At 67.6% G+C, this 13,457-nt stretch carries 12 protein-coding genes; 6 read left to right on the top strand and 6 right to left on the bottom strand.

The features are described 5' to 3' along the window. Positions 1-129 precede the first annotated feature (129 nt). The 3 genes from SGCZBJ_RS11900 to SGCZBJ_RS11890 all read left to right on the top strand — a co-directional run bounded on the left by SGCZBJ_RS11900 (position 130) and on the right by SGCZBJ_RS11890 (position 6,546). Entirely contained in the window at positions 130-3,273 is a 3,144-nt protein-coding gene (locus SGCZBJ_RS11900; protein ID WP_101718212.1) for a TonB-dependent receptor, read from the top strand. Positions 3,274-3,439: 166 nt separating this feature from the next. Next, positions 3,440-4,978 (top strand): tryptophan halogenase family protein, encoded by a 1,539-nt coding sequence (locus tag SGCZBJ_RS11895; RefSeq protein WP_101718211.1) that lies wholly within the window; start codon positions 3,440-3,442, stop codon positions 4,976-4,978. Positions 4,979-5,016: 38 nt separating this feature from the next. Beyond that, positions 5,017-6,546: a tryptophan halogenase family protein gene (locus SGCZBJ_RS11890; protein WP_101718210.1), complete on the top strand. Its 1,530-nt coding sequence runs from the start codon at positions 5,017-5,019 to the stop codon at positions 6,544-6,546. 144 nt (positions 6,547-6,690) lie between these two features. Here SGCZBJ_RS11890 and SGCZBJ_RS11885 read toward each other — a convergent pair whose 3' ends face one another. The 5 genes from SGCZBJ_RS11885 to groES all read right to left on the bottom strand — a co-directional run bounded on the left by SGCZBJ_RS11885 (position 6,691) and on the right by groES (position 10,950). Continuing rightward, positions 6,691-7,374, bottom strand: coding sequence for a Fe2+-dependent dioxygenase (locus SGCZBJ_RS11885; protein WP_101718209.1), 684 nt, complete (start codon positions 7,372-7,374; stop codon positions 6,691-6,693). Positions 7,375-7,588: 214 nt separating this feature from the next. Beyond that, entirely contained in the window at positions 7,589-7,900 is a 312-nt protein-coding gene (locus SGCZBJ_RS11880; RefSeq protein ID WP_101718208.1) for a hypothetical protein, read from the bottom strand. Between the two features lie 31 nt (positions 7,901-7,931). Continuing rightward, positions 7,932-8,786: a TonB family protein gene (locus SGCZBJ_RS11875; RefSeq protein ID WP_101718207.1), complete on the bottom strand. Its 855-nt coding sequence runs from the start codon at positions 8,784-8,786 to the stop codon at positions 7,932-7,934. 166 nt (positions 8,787-8,952) lie between these two features. After that, positions 8,953-10,596, bottom strand: coding sequence for a chaperonin GroEL (groL, locus tag SGCZBJ_RS11870; protein ID WP_101718206.1), 1,644 nt, complete (start codon positions 10,594-10,596; stop codon positions 8,953-8,955). 63 nt (positions 10,597-10,659) lie between these two features. Beyond that, positions 10,660-10,950 (bottom strand): co-chaperone GroES, encoded by a 291-nt coding sequence (gene groES, locus SGCZBJ_RS11865; protein WP_058347663.1) that lies wholly within the window; start codon positions 10,948-10,950, stop codon positions 10,660-10,662. A gap of 217 nt (positions 10,951-11,167) precedes the next feature. On the opposite strand from groES, the gene SGCZBJ_RS11860 reads away from it, so the two are divergent. From SGCZBJ_RS11860 to SGCZBJ_RS11850, 3 genes are all read left to right on the top strand, one after another. After that, on the top strand, positions 11,168-11,560 hold the full coding sequence (locus tag SGCZBJ_RS11860) for a VOC family protein (protein WP_101718205.1): 393 nt from the start codon (positions 11,168-11,170) through the stop codon (positions 11,558-11,560). Further along, positions 11,561-11,998 carry a DUF4345 family protein gene (locus SGCZBJ_RS11855; RefSeq protein ID WP_101718204.1) on the top strand — a complete coding sequence of 146 codons (438 nt, stop codon included), beginning with the start codon at positions 11,561-11,563 and terminating at the stop codon, positions 11,996-11,998. 69 nt (positions 11,999-12,067) lie between these two features. Next, positions 12,068-12,832 carry a TlpA family protein disulfide reductase gene (locus SGCZBJ_RS11850; RefSeq protein WP_133149237.1) on the top strand — a complete coding sequence of 255 codons (765 nt, stop codon included), beginning with the start codon at positions 12,068-12,070 and terminating at the stop codon, positions 12,830-12,832. On the opposite strand, the gene SGCZBJ_RS11845 is transcribed toward SGCZBJ_RS11850, so the two are convergent. Next, positions 12,800-13,327, bottom strand: a complete 528-nt coding sequence (locus tag SGCZBJ_RS11845) for a methylated-DNA--[protein]-cysteine S-methyltransferase (RefSeq protein WP_101718202.1) — start codon at positions 13,325-13,327, stop codon at positions 12,800-12,802. The genes SGCZBJ_RS11850 and SGCZBJ_RS11845 overlap by 33 nt on opposite strands. Positions 13,328-13,457 lie beyond the last annotated feature (130 nt).

Genomic DNA, 13,457 nt, shown 5'->3' with positions numbered 1-13,457 from the left:
AGGACAATCACCGGGTCACGACCGCCGAAGCAGGCTGGCGTGAAGGTCGAGGCCCGGCTCGAGACCCACCGCGGCGTCAAAAGGCGTCGCGGCCCGAACGCAAGAACAAGACATTGGGGAGCGATCGATTTGACCACACCACGTAGCAAGTCCGTCTGGACTCGCGGCCTGACCCTGGCCCTTCTGGCCGGCGCGTCGCAGGCCGTCATCACCACATCCGCCCTGGCGCAGACCGCCGGTTCGACCGAGGAAACCGCGGTCGAGGAGATCGTCGTCACCGGCGTGCGCGGCTCGCAGCTGAAGTCGGTCGACGTCAAGCGCCGCGAGGCCTCGATCGTCGACGCCATCTCGGCCGAGGACATCGGCAAGCTGCCCGACGTCACCATCGCCGACTCGCTGCAGCGCATCCCGGGCATCCAGATCCAGCGGAACGCCGGCGAAGGCGCCACCGTCAACATCCGGGGCCTGGCCCAGGTCATCACCCTGTTGAACGGCGAGCAGTACCTCAGCGCGGGCAACATGGGCTCGGCCCAGCCCAACCTGCTGGACGTGCCCTCGCAGCTGATGAACCAGGTGCTGGTCTACAAGTCGACCGACCCGAACAACGCCCTGTCGGGCATCTCGGGCACCATCGACCTGCGCACCCGCCGGCCGTTCCAGATGCAGGAAGGCTTCACCTTCGCCGGCGCGGCCGAAGCCCAGCGCGGCGACCGCAGCAAGGAAGACGACTACCTGGCCAATATCCTGGCCAGCTGGCGCAACGACCGCGTCGGCCTGCTGGTCTCGGCCGCGCAGAGCAAGTCGAACCTGGGCAACAACTTCTCGGGCGCCGTCTCGCTGTCGGGCAACAACGACTGGGGCGGTTCGAACCCGAACAACTTCCTGTCGCCGCACGGCTTCGAAAGCTTCAACCGCGTCGTCGAGCGCAAGCGCACCGGCGTCAACGTGTCGTTCGAGGCCGACCTGGGCGAGGGCTTCACCCTGGTGGCCGAGGGCTTCTACGCCAAGCTCGACGAGTACAACCGCGCCGCCGGCATCAACATCTCCAACCGCTGGGACGGCGGCGCCTTCGGCAACTGGACCCGTCCCACCGACTTCGAGCAGACCGGCGTCAGCGCGCCGCCGCCCGGCCCGGCCCCGATCGGCGGCAACGGCCGTCCGTGGCTGGCGGTCAGCGAGTACGACATCGACGCCTGGTGGGTGAACTCGTTCACCGTCAACCGCGTCACCAAGTCCGAGAGCAAGAACTACAATCTCGAACTGAAGTACGACAACGGCGGCAACTTCACCTCGGAAGTTCGGGCCATCCGCGCCAACGGCGACCGCCTGAGCATGAACGGCCAGGCCCAGGGCGACCTGTCCAACTGGCAGTACGCGCCTGACCGCTTCAACCTGTTCCGCAACGCCCAGGATCGCACCCGCGGCACCTTCTATCCGAAGGCCATCTGCGACCAGTATCCGGCCAGCCAGCGCAGCAACGCCGTCACCGGCTCGGCCGGCGGCTGCTACCTGAACCCGAACCCGCTGGGCTACGGCCAGAACCCGCAGCTGCACTACGACATCAGCGGCAAGAGCCCGGTGTGGAGCGGCTTCGACACGCCGATCTCGGGCGGCCTGGGCGCGGGCAAGACCCTGCGCGACTACATGGCCAACAAGGACAGCTACGCGATCGGCGCCTTCTCGTCGGAAGGCAATAACGAAGTCGAGTCGGACATGAACGTGTTCCGCGCCGACGGCCACTACAAGTTCGACGAGAAGTTCCTGGGCTTCATCACCAAGGTCGACGCCGGCGTCCGCCAGAGCGACCGTTCGGTCAGCGTCGAGCAGTTCCACCTGTTCTCAGGCTTCTACGGCGGGGTTCCCGGCGCGGTGCAGGCCAACGGCACGCCCGTGCCGGCCGGCGGCTGCATGGCCCAGTGGAAGGCCATCGACGTCGTCATGAACCAGAACCAGTGCCAGGCTGGCGAGTTCGTGCCCAACCCGATCACCGGCGTGCCGGAGTTCCAGGGCTATACGGTCAACCGTCCGACCAAGCTGACGACCTACAACAACGCCATCTGGGTCAACAACCTGGGCGGCGTCACCAAGGGCATGCCCGGCTTCTGGGCCATCGACCCGCGTGACTTCGACGACGTGCTGGCCTTCCAGAAGAAGGTGTTCGGCGACGCCGTGCGCGTGCAGGTGCCCGGCCAGACCTACGACGTCGACCTGAAGGAACAGAGCGCCTACGGCGCCGGCGCCTTCGAGATCGGCCAGCTGTCGGGAGACTTCGGCCTGCGCGTCATCCAGACGGAACTGCTGGTGAAGCAGAACCTGACCGGCGACGTCATGAACTACGGCGACACCAACGCCGACGCCGGCGACACGGTTACCCGTCGCAAGTACACGGACTGGCTGCCGTCGTTCAACGCCACCTACGACCTGACCGACAACATCAAGCTGCGCTTCGCCTATTCGAAGACGATGCAGCCGCTCGACCTGGGCAGCTACGGCGGCGGTCTGTCGATCTTCACTGCCGACTGCGGCGCGACCATGCCGAACGTTCGCTGCGTGACCGGGGCCAGCGCCTCGGGCAACCCGAACCTCGACCCGTGGCGCTCGCAGAACTTCGACGGCGCGATCGAGTACTACTTCGGCCGGGCCTCGATGCTGAACATCTCGGCCTTCAAGCTGAAGATCGACAGCTTCGTCACCGGCGGCACCATCAAGGGCAGCTTCCCCGACCAGGATGGCGTGATCCGCCGCGAGGTCGACGTGTCGCTGCCGCTGCAAGGCGACGGCGGCGAGGTCTCGGGTGTCGAACTGGGCGCCAAGATCGCCTTCACCGACATCATCCCGGACGTGCCGATCCTGAAGAACTTCGGCGTCGACACCAACTACACCTACTCGCCGAGCGAGGAGTCGCGTCTGGACCTGAAGGGCGACAAGCTGCCGTTCTTCGACAACTCCAAGCACCAGTTCAACCTGGTCGGCTGGTACCAGGACGACAAGCTGCAGGCGCGCGTGGCCTACAACTACCGCACCGACCGCCTGTCCGGCACCATGGGCGGCGGCGGCCAGCGGGTGATCCCGATCTACCAGGGCTCGACCGGCTACGTGGACGTCAACGTCAGCTACGACGTCCGCAAGGACGTGACGGTCTACTTCAACGGCTCGAACGTCACCGGCGAGATCGAGGACTACTACCTGCGCTTCGCCAAGGGCAAGGAACAGTACTCGTCGCAGAACGAGTTCGAGCCCCGCTACACGATCGGTCTCCGCGCCAAGTGGTGATCTGAAGCCTTCCTCCCTGCGCCCGTCGTGGCGGCCCTTCGGGGTCGTCACGGCGGCTCTTTTTGTTTGGGGAAGCAGCTATTCAACGGCGCTTTCGGGCGCCAGTTTTCCGGTTCGGCCATCGGCGCCTTCCGGCGTCGATTTTCCGGTTCGGGGAGGACCGGCCATGAGCGAAGACGTCCGCAACGGGCGCATCCGCAGCATCGTCATCGTCGGCGGGGGCACCGCCGGCTGGATGGCGGCCGCGAGCCTACGCCGCCACTTCGGCAAGGCGCCGATCGACATCACCCTGGTCGAAAGTTCCGAGATCGGCACGATCGGGGTGGGCGAGGCGACCATCCCCACCATCCGCAATTTCTACCAGTCTCTGGGCCTGGACGACCTGGAGGTGCTGCGCGCCACCCAGGGCACGTGCAAGCTGGGCATCCGCTTCAAGGACTGGATGGCGCCGGGCTCGGCCTTCATCCATCCCTTCAGCCTGTACGGCCAGGACCTGAACGGCGTGCCCTTCCAGCACTACTGGCTGAAGGCCCGCAGCGTCGCCGAGGTTGGCGAGATGGGCGAGTATTCGCTGGGCGCGAGCCTGGCGGCGGCGGGCAAGTTCACCGTGCCGGCGGCCAATCCGCCGTCCAGCCTGTCGGTGTTCGACTGGGCCCTGCACTTCGACGCGGCGCTGTTCGCCCAGCTGATGCGCCGCGTGGCCGAGGCCAACGGCGTCAGGCGCATCGACGCAAAGGTCGTGAAGGTCAACCTGCGCCCAGAGGACGGTTTCGTCGCCTCGCTGGACCTGCACACCGGGCAAAGCATCGAGGGCGACCTCTTCATCGACTGCTCGGGTTTCCGCGGCCTGCTGATCGAGGAGGCCTTGCAGACCGGCTACGAGGACTGGTCGCAGTGGCTGTTCTGCGACCGGGCGCTGGCCGTGCAGAGCCAGCCTCCGGAAGGCGCGGAGCCGCCGCCCTATACCGACGTCACGGCCCATAGCGCCGGCTGGCGCTGGCGCATCCCGCTGCAGCACCGCTACGGCAACGGCTATGTCTATTCGAGCCGGCATATCGACGACCAGGCCGCCGAGGCCGAGCTGGTCGCGGCCGTGCCCGACCGCCTGCTGCACGAGCCGCGCCTGATCCGCTTCACGCCCGGCCGCCGCAAGAAGGTGTGGAACCGCAACGTCGTGGCCCTGGGCCTGGCGTCGGGCTTCCTCGAGCCGCTGGAAAGCACCTCGATCGCGCTGATCGAGACGGGCATCGAGAAGCTCAAGGCGCTGTTCCCCGACCGGAGCTTCGACCCGGCCGTGGTCGACGAGTTCAACGACTGGTCCAGGCGCGAGATGGAGCGGGTGCGCGACTTCGTGGTGCTGCACTACAAGGCCGCCCAGCGGGGCGACACGCCGTTCTGGCGCACGACCCGCGACGCCGACGTCCCAGAGACCCTGGCCCGCAAGGTCGAGCTGTTCCGCTCGCGCGGGCACATCGCCCGCTACCGCTGGGAGATGTTCCAGCCGCCCAGTTGGCTGGCGATCTTCGCCGGCTTCGACATCCTGCCGGGCGGCTGGGACCCGGCGCTGGACGGGATCGACGGCGCGGCCCTGGCCGCCAGCCTGAACCAGATGCGGGCGGGGGTGGCGCGGGCGGTGGCCCAGGCCTCAACCCACGGCGACTTTTTGCGCCGCTACGTCGGCCAGGCGCCGGCGGCGGCCGAATAGACAAGAACGACAAGAGACAAGCGTACGGGAGGCGGCCGATGGCCAATAATCTGCGGAAGATCGTGATCGTGGGGGGCGGCTCGGCCGGCTGGATCACGGCGGCGATGATCAGCCACTATCTCAAGGACAGCCCCTGCGAGATCGAGCTGATCGAGTCCGAGCAGATCGGCATCATCGGCGTCGGCGAAAGCACCATCCCGCCTTTCCTCCAGCTGATCCGCAGCCTGGGGATCGACGAGAAGGAGTTCATGCAGGAGACGCAGGCCGCCTTCAAGCTGGCCATCCGGTTCGAGAACTGGCGCAAGAAGGGCGAGGTCTACTACCACCCGTTCGGCCTGATCGGCGGCCTGGTGGACGTGCACGAGTTCTATCAGGTCTGGCTGCGCGGCAAGGCCGAGGGACATCCGTCCAGCCTGCAGGACTTCGCCCCGGCCTCGGTGATGGCCGACCGCTGGAAGTTCATGTCGCCGGCCATGGCCCCGCGCACCATGCTGGCCAACGCCAACTACGCCGTGCACATCGACGCGGCCCTGCTGGCCAAATTCCTGCGCAAGTTCGCCGAGGCCCGCGGCGTCAAGCGCACCGAGGGCATCGTCAAGGACGTGGCCACCCGCCCCGACGGCTTCATCGAGAAGGTGATCCTGCAGGACGGCCGCGAGGCCTCGGGCGACCTGTTCATCGACTGCTCTGGCTTCCGCTCGCTGCTGAGCGGCAAGACCCTGGGCACCGAGTTCCTCGACTGGTCGGACGTGCTGCTGAACGACCGGGCGATCGCGGTGCAGACCGCCAACATCCAGGACCCGCACCCCTACACCCTGGCCCAGGCCCAGGACGCCGGCTGGCGCTGGCGCATCCCGCTGCAGCACCGGGCCGGCAACGGCTACGTCTATTGCAGCCAGTATTGCAGCGACGACGAAGCCCTGGCCACGCTGATGAGCCAGGTCGAGGGCGAGGCCGTGCGCGATCCCTGGCTGGTGCCGTTCAAGACCGGCATGCGCAAGCAGCTGTTCAACAAGAACTGCGTGGCCATCGGCCTGGCCGGCGGCTTCATCGAGCCGCTGGAGTCGACCGCCCTGCACCTGATCTATCGCGGCGTCGACTACCTGCTGCGGTTCTTCCCCGACCGCGACTGCGATCCGGTGCTGGCGGCCGAGTACAACAGGCGCATGCAGGTCGACTACGAGGAGATCCGCGACTTCATCGTGCTGCACTACTTCACGACCAAGCGCGACGACACGCCGTTCTGGCGCGCCTACCAGCAGGTGACGCCGCCCGAGAGCCTGCGCGAGCGGATCGAGCTGTTCAAGGCCAGCGGCGTGCTGCGCGACGGCGTCGACGACATGTTCCGCGCCCCCAGCTGGCAGTCGGTGATGGAGGGCATGGGCATCCGGCCCAAGCGCTATCAGCAGCTGGTCGACACCCTGCCGGCCGGGGTGGTGAAGGGCCTGCTCGACAAGTCGGCCCCGATGCTCAGCGAGCTGGTCGACACCCTGCCCAGCCACGGCGACTTCCTGCGCCAGCACTGCCCGGCGCCGGTGCCCGAGGCGCTGCTGAAGAAGGCGGGGTAGAATTCGAGGAACCTCCCCCTGTGGGGGAGGCGATCGCGTAGCGATCGGTGGGGGGAGTGGTTCCTCGGACGACCGAGCGCGGCGGAAGCTGAAAACGTCCCCCCTCCGGCGCTTCGCGCCACCTCCCCCACGGGGGGAGGATCGTTACACCTCGGCCCACATCCGCAGGAGGTTGTGGTAGGTCCCGGTCAGCGACAGCACCGACGGGTCGGCCTGGCCGACCTGGCCGGCCAGGCGCTGGATCGAGACGTCCATGTCCAGCATCAGGGCCCGCTTGGCGTCGTCGCGCACCAGGCTCTGGATCCAGAAGAAGCTGGCGGTGCGGGTTCCGCGCGTGACCGGGGTCACGTGATGCAGGCTCGAAGCCGGATAGAGGATCAGCGAGCCGGCCGGCAGTTTCACGAGGTGGCTGCCATAGGTGTCGTCCACCACCAGTTCGCCGCCGTCGTAGTCGTCGGGATCGCTCAGGAACAGGGTGGCCGAAAGGTCGGTGCGGATCTGGGCGCCCGTGGCGGGGTTCCGGCGGATGGAGTTGTCGACGTGGTCGCCGAAGCCCATGCCCTCGCCGTAGCGGTTGAACAGCGGCGGCAGGATGGTGTGGGGCAGGGCGGCCGAGACGAACAGCGGGTTGGCCTGCAAGGCCTGGACGATGATCGCCCCAACCTCGCGGGCGGCCGGGCCGTCCTGCGGCAGCTGCTGGTTGTTCTTGGCCATGGCTGCCTGGAAGCCCGAGGTGGCGTTGCCGTCGACCCACGGCGCCGCGTCGATGACCGCCCGGCAGTGGGCGACTTCGTCGGGGCTCAGCACGTCGGGGATTTGCAGCATCATGGCGGGGCGGCCCTAAGTCGTCTTGTGCTCAGGCTTTAGGCCCTGAGACCGCGCGCGGCAATGCGAACGCCTCGCAGAAGATTGCGTAAGGGCGAAGACGCTCGCCTGTAGGGGGAGCTGTCGCGGAGCGACTGAGGGGGAAGTTGTTGCGGCGGCTCAGAAGCCGCTTCCCCCTCCGGCCCTTTGGGCCACCTCCCCCTTCAGGGGGAGGATCTCAGAACAACCACCGCCTCGGGTACTTGTCGCCCAGCGCCCGGGCCTCGCCGGTCTTCAGGCCCAGCTCGCGCATGCGGTAGGCGAGGATCTGGCGCATGGCGTCGACCGGCTCGCGGCCGTCGACCGGGCTGGAGGCGATGGTCCCGGCCTGCTGGGCCAGGTCGGTCGCCGCCCATTCGGCCAGGGCCCGGTCGGCCTTGCCGACGGCGAAGTAGTGCGGGACGGGAACGCGCTCGCCCGGAACCTCGACCATCACGGCGATCACCCAGCCCTGGGGGATCATGTCGGCGTCGGGGCGTTGGCGGAACATGGGCCGGATGTAGCGGGACGGCGGCCGTCGTTCAATTACCCCCGTCGTCGCCGCCGTCGTGCGCGGGGCCGTCGTCCTTGCAGATGCCGGTGATCACGCAGAACTGGGTGTCGAGCAGGTTGCGGATCGCTACGACGGCGGCCTGGGCCTCGTTGCCGTCCTGATAGCGGAAGGTCGCGCGGGCCCTGATCAGCGACTGGCCCACCGGTCCCTCGTAGAAGGCGACGGCGGCTTCGAGGTCGGCAGAGCTCATCTCACGGGCCAGGGCGCGGCCGGCGGCCTCGACCATGATCTGCCGCGCCTTGGGCCGGGCCTCCTGCAACATGTCGTACACGGCGCGCCGTTGCTCGGCGGGGACGGGCTTGTCGGTCCGATTGAGCATGGAGCTGCCATAGACCATCATCTCGGTCTCGACCTCGTCGCCGATGCGCAGGGCCAGCGCCAGCCGGCGGCCGAGCAACTGGTCGGTCAGGGCGGGCATGGGGCCGGAGACGACCTTCTCCTCCATGGGCGGCGAAAAGGTGATGGGGATCGACACCGTTGTCGGGGTCGGCCGGCCGCAGCGGATTTCAGGGGTGAACTCCATCAGCGGGCGCAGGCTGACGGCGGCTTCGCCAAAGCCCATGCCGGGCGGGGTCTCGGAGACGACGAAGCACTCGCTGGCCTTGCCCTGGGTGTCGACCGTGCACTGGATGACGACCCGGCCGCCCTGGCGCGTGGCCGCGGCCTGGGGCGGATAGGCCCACATGATGTTGTCGGGCGACAGCGGGATCTTCCAGTCGGCCCGGACCTTGGGAATCGATGGATCGCCGCCTGCGGGGCAGTCCGTATCCACGCTGGCGGCAGTCGCCGCCGCCAAGGCCAGCGCTGCGATCAGAAAACTCATTCACCCGTCCCCCGACTCCAGGGCTCGTTGCTAGTGGAGCTTGGCCTTTGGAGCAACCTGGGTGCGAGCGCGAGGTGACGGCTCCGCGTGATCGGCAAAGAAAAAGGGCGGAGCCTCGCGGCTCCGCCCTTCTCTTTGTTCAGCTGAGCTGACGCAGACTTCTAAATTAGAAGTCCATGTCGCCCATGCCGCCCGGCATGCCGCCCGGAGCAGCAGCGCCGCCGCCCTTCTTGGGGGCTTCGACGATGGCGGCTTCCGTGGTGATCAGCAGGCCGGCCACCGAAGCGGCGTTCTGCAGAGCGGTGCGGACGACCTTGGCCGGGTCGATGACGCCGTCGACGACCAGGTCGACATACTGTTCGCTCTGGGCGTTGAAGCCGAACGAGCTGCTGTCGTTTTCCAGGATCTTGCCGACCACGATCGAGCCTTCGACGCCGGCGTTCTCGGCGATCTGACGGATCGGGGCCTGCAGGGCGCGGCGGACGATGGCGATACCGGCGGTCTGGTCGTCGTTTTCGCCGACCACGCCGGCCAGGGCCTTCGAAGCCTTCAGCAGGGCGGTGCCGCCGCCCGGGACGATGCCTTCGTCGGCGGCCGCGCGGGTCGCGTTCAGGGCGTCGTCAACGCGGTCCTTCTTTTCCTTCACTTCGACTTCGGTCGAACCGCCGACGCGGATGACCGCAACGCCGCCGGCCAGCTTGGCCAGACGCTCTTGCAGCTTTTCCTTGTCGTAGTCCGACGTGGTGTCTTCGATCTGGCGCTTGATCTGGGCGATGCGGGCTTCGATCGCGTCCTTCTCACCGACGCCGTCCACGATGGTGGTGTCGTCCTTGGTGATCTGGATCTTCTTGGCGCGGCCCAGCATGTCGAGCGAGACGTTCTCGAGCTTGATGCCGAGGTCTTCGCTGACGACTTGAGCGCCGGTCAGGATGGCGATGTCTTCCAGCATGGCCTTGCGGCGGTCGCCGAAGCCCGGAGCCTTGACGGCGGCGACGCGCAGGCCGCCACGCAGCTTGTTGACGACCAGCGTGGCCAGGGCCTCGCCTTCGACGTCTTCAGCGATGATGACCAGCGGGCGGCCCGACTGGACGACGGCTTCCAGCACCGGCAGCAGCGGCTGCAGCGACGACAGCTTCTTTTCGAACAGCAGGATGAGCGGCTCTTCGAGCTGAACTTCCATCTTGTCGGCGTTGGTGATGAAGTACGGCGACAGGTAGCCGCGGTCGAACTGCATGCCTTCGACGACGTCGAGTTCGGTTTCGGCGGTCTTGGCTTCTTCGACGGTGATGACGCCTTCGTTGCCGACCTTGTCCATCGCCTTGGCGATCATCTCGCCGACTTCCTTGTCGCCGTTGGCCGAGATGGTGCCGACTTGAGCGATTTCAGCGTTGGTCGTGACCTTCTTCGACGAGGTCTTGATGTCCTCGACGGCGATCAGGACGGCCTTGTCGATGCCGCGCTTCAGGTCCATCGGGTTCATGCCGGCGGCGACCGACTTGAGGCCTTCCTGGACGATGGCTTGAGCCAGGACGGTGGCGGTGGTGGTGCCGTCGCCAGCCTTGTCGTTGGTCTTCGAGGCCACTTCGCGGATCATCTGCGCGCCGAGGTTCTCGAACTTGTCAGCCAGTTCGATTTCCTTGGCGACCGAGACGCCGTCCTTGGTGGTGCGCGGGGCGCCGAACGACTTTTCGATGACCACGTTGCGGCCCTTCGGACCGAGGGTCACCTTCACGGCGTTGGCGAGGATGTTGACGCCGCGCAGCATCTTGTCGCGCGCGTCGGAGGAGAAGTAGACGTCTTTGGCGGCCATTGCGGATGCCTTTCTAAATCTGAGAAATTTCTGGAGAGGTCAGCGGTCTGGAGGGGAAGCCGATTAGGCTTCGACCACGCCCAGGACGTCGCTTTCCTTCATGATCAGGAGGTCCTGACCGTCGACCTTCACTTCGGTGCCCGACCACTTGCCGAACAGGATGCGATCGCCGGCCTTCAGGTCGAGAGCGACGATGTCGCCCTTGTCGTTGCGGGCGCCAGGGCCCACGGCGACGACTTCGCCTTCCTGGGGCTTTTCCTTGGCGGTGTCGGGGATGATGATCCCGCCCTTGGTCTTGGTTTCTTCTTCGACGCGCTTCACGAGGACGCGGTCGCCCAGGGGACGAAACTTCATGTGTCTTCTCCGTCGGAACGGTTTCTGTAAAAGGCTTTCGTAGGCCGAGGGAGCGTCGCTGTTAGCAGTCGCTCCCATCGAGTGCCAACGCCGGTCACGAGTTAGGCGCCGCCCCCTGGGGAGTCAAGGACGGCGGCCGCGAAGTTTTTGCGATTCCGGTTAATTGGCCCGGTTAATTGGCCCGGTGAATGGCGCGCGTTTCTGGGAGGAGTTCTCGATGTTCGACCACATGGGGTTCGACGTCGCCGATTTCGAGCGGTCGGCGGCTTTTTACGACGCGGCCCTGGCGCCGCTCGGCGTCTCGCGCCTGTACGCCGTGCCCAAGGAATACACCGGCGGGATCGACGTGGTCGGCTACGGCGCCCAGCGGCCGCAGTTCTGGATCTCGGGCGGCGGCAAGACCAGCGGCAAGCTGCACGTCTGCTTCTCGGCCAGGAGCCGGGCCGAGGTCGACGCGTTCTACGAGGCGGCGATGAAGGCCGGCGGTCGCGACAACGGCCCGCCCGGACTTCGCCCTCATTACCACGAACACTACTATGGGGCCTTCGTGCTGGATCCGGACGGGTTCAATGTCGAGGCCGTCTGCCACACGCCCGTTTCGGAGGACTGAATGTCGAGCTACGCCCTGTCGCTGATCCTGGCCGTGATCGCCTGCGTCATCGGCGGCGTGCTGGGCGGGCTGGTGCTGGCGAGGCCGGACTCGATGCTGGGCCTGGCGGGGCTGAAGAGCGAGCAGGAGGGCGGGCGCAACACCGCCCTGACCGAGGGGCGCGCGTTCGGCGGCCTGCTGATCGCCTCGCACGGGGCGGCGGCCCTGTTCCTGGGATGGCAGTCCAGCGCCGGGGCGGCCATGGCCCTGGTGCTGGCCGTCGCCTGGTTCGGCGCGGCCTTCGGGCGGCTGGTCTCGATGCTGCTGCAGAAGGCCGGCGGGCGCTTCAACTATGGCAGCGTGGTGCTGGACATCCTGATGGGGATCACCCTGGCCCTGCCGTTCTTCAACGAGGGCAGCCTGCCGCTGCACCGCGTCGGCGGCAGCATGCTGGTCTGAAGCTTCGCCGCAAAAGCGCCGCTGTTCCACTTGAGATTGCGCCCGGGAGCTTCAGCAACGGAGAGCGGGATGGCGACGTGGACGAGGCGTTCGGCGATGGTCGGCGCGGCGGCCCTGACGGGCCTAGGGGCTGGCGCGGGCGCGGCCGGGGCGCAGAAGAGGGTTCCGGTTTTGGGCGATCCCGCCAAGGCGCTCGACACGCCGGCCCTGCGCAACAACCGCATGGCCAGGGCGTTTCGTGAGCCGCCGGCGGGGCTGGCGGTCCCGGCGGTCAATGTCGAGCGCCGTGACGGCGTCGCGCCGCTCAAGTTGCAGCAGGGCCTGACCCTGATCTCGCTGTGGGCGCCGTGGTGCGCGCCCTGCCTGCACGAACTGGGCGACCTGGCGATGTTGCAGGAAAAGTTCGGCGGCCGGAGTTTCCGCATCCTGCCGATCCTGACCTCGCCGCGCGAGCCGATCACGGCGGCCGAGGCGGGTTTCCTGCTCAAGAAGCACAAGGCCGGCGTGTTCGCGCCGGTGATCGACCGGGGAGCCGACTCCAAGGGCCTGTTCCAGGCGCTCACCGTGCACGAGACGCCGAACGGCCCGGCTCGTCCGGGGCTGCCGTGCAACCTGCTGGTGGCCGCCGACGGGCGGGTGCTGGCTCGCCAGTTCGGCGCGCCGATGAACGGCATGGTCCAGGCCACCGGCGAGGGCGGCAAGGTCACGGCCGCCGACATCGCCAAGATCGGCACCCTGTGGGCGGCGCCCGACGGCGAGGCGCTGATGAAGGCGCTGTCGCGCGGCGAGATCGCCGGCGGTTCAGACGCGCGCTCGCGCCCCCTCGTGAGCTAGCAGCCAGGCCTTGCGTTCGACGCCCCCGCCGTAGCCGGTGAGGGCGCCGTTCGCGCCGACCAGCCGGTGGCACGGCACGACGATGCTGAGCGGATTGGCGCCGTTGGCCGCCCCGACGGCGCGCACCGCCGCCGGCTTGCCGATGCGCGCGGCCAGCGCGGCGTAGGTCATGGTGGTTCCGTGCGCTACGTCGCCCAGGGCGCGCCACACCGCCTGCTGGAACGCGGTGCCGCCGGTGGTCCATGGAATGGTCGCCAGGGCGGCGAGGTCCCCATCGAAATAGGCGGCCAGCGCGGAGCGGGTCGCGTCCGGCGCCGCGGCCGCCTCCAGCGCGACCGCGCCGTAGTGCAGGCCCAGCAGGCGCAGCATCCGCGGCTCGTAGTCGTGGAAGTCGACCGCCCGCAGCCGAGCGTCGGCGTCGCTGACCAGCAGCAGTTCGCCGATCGGGCTGGGCGCGCGATCCAGGAACAGGCGGGCAGGCGTGGGAGTCGGCATGGCGACACTATGCGTCGCGCCGCTTTCGCCGTCCGCCCGTTTCTTGCGGAGCTGGCGATTATTGTCGAGTTCGTTCTATGGTCGCGTGTCTTGTGTGTTCCAGAGAGTTGTGTTCCCGACATTGCGTCAG

It is taken from the genome of Caulobacter zeae (genome assembly GCF_002858925.1).
In the GTDB taxonomy this organism is placed as follows: domain Bacteria; phylum Pseudomonadota; class Alphaproteobacteria; order Caulobacterales; family Caulobacteraceae; genus Caulobacter; species Caulobacter zeae.
This window is presented reverse-complemented; position numbering and strand designations above follow the sequence as displayed.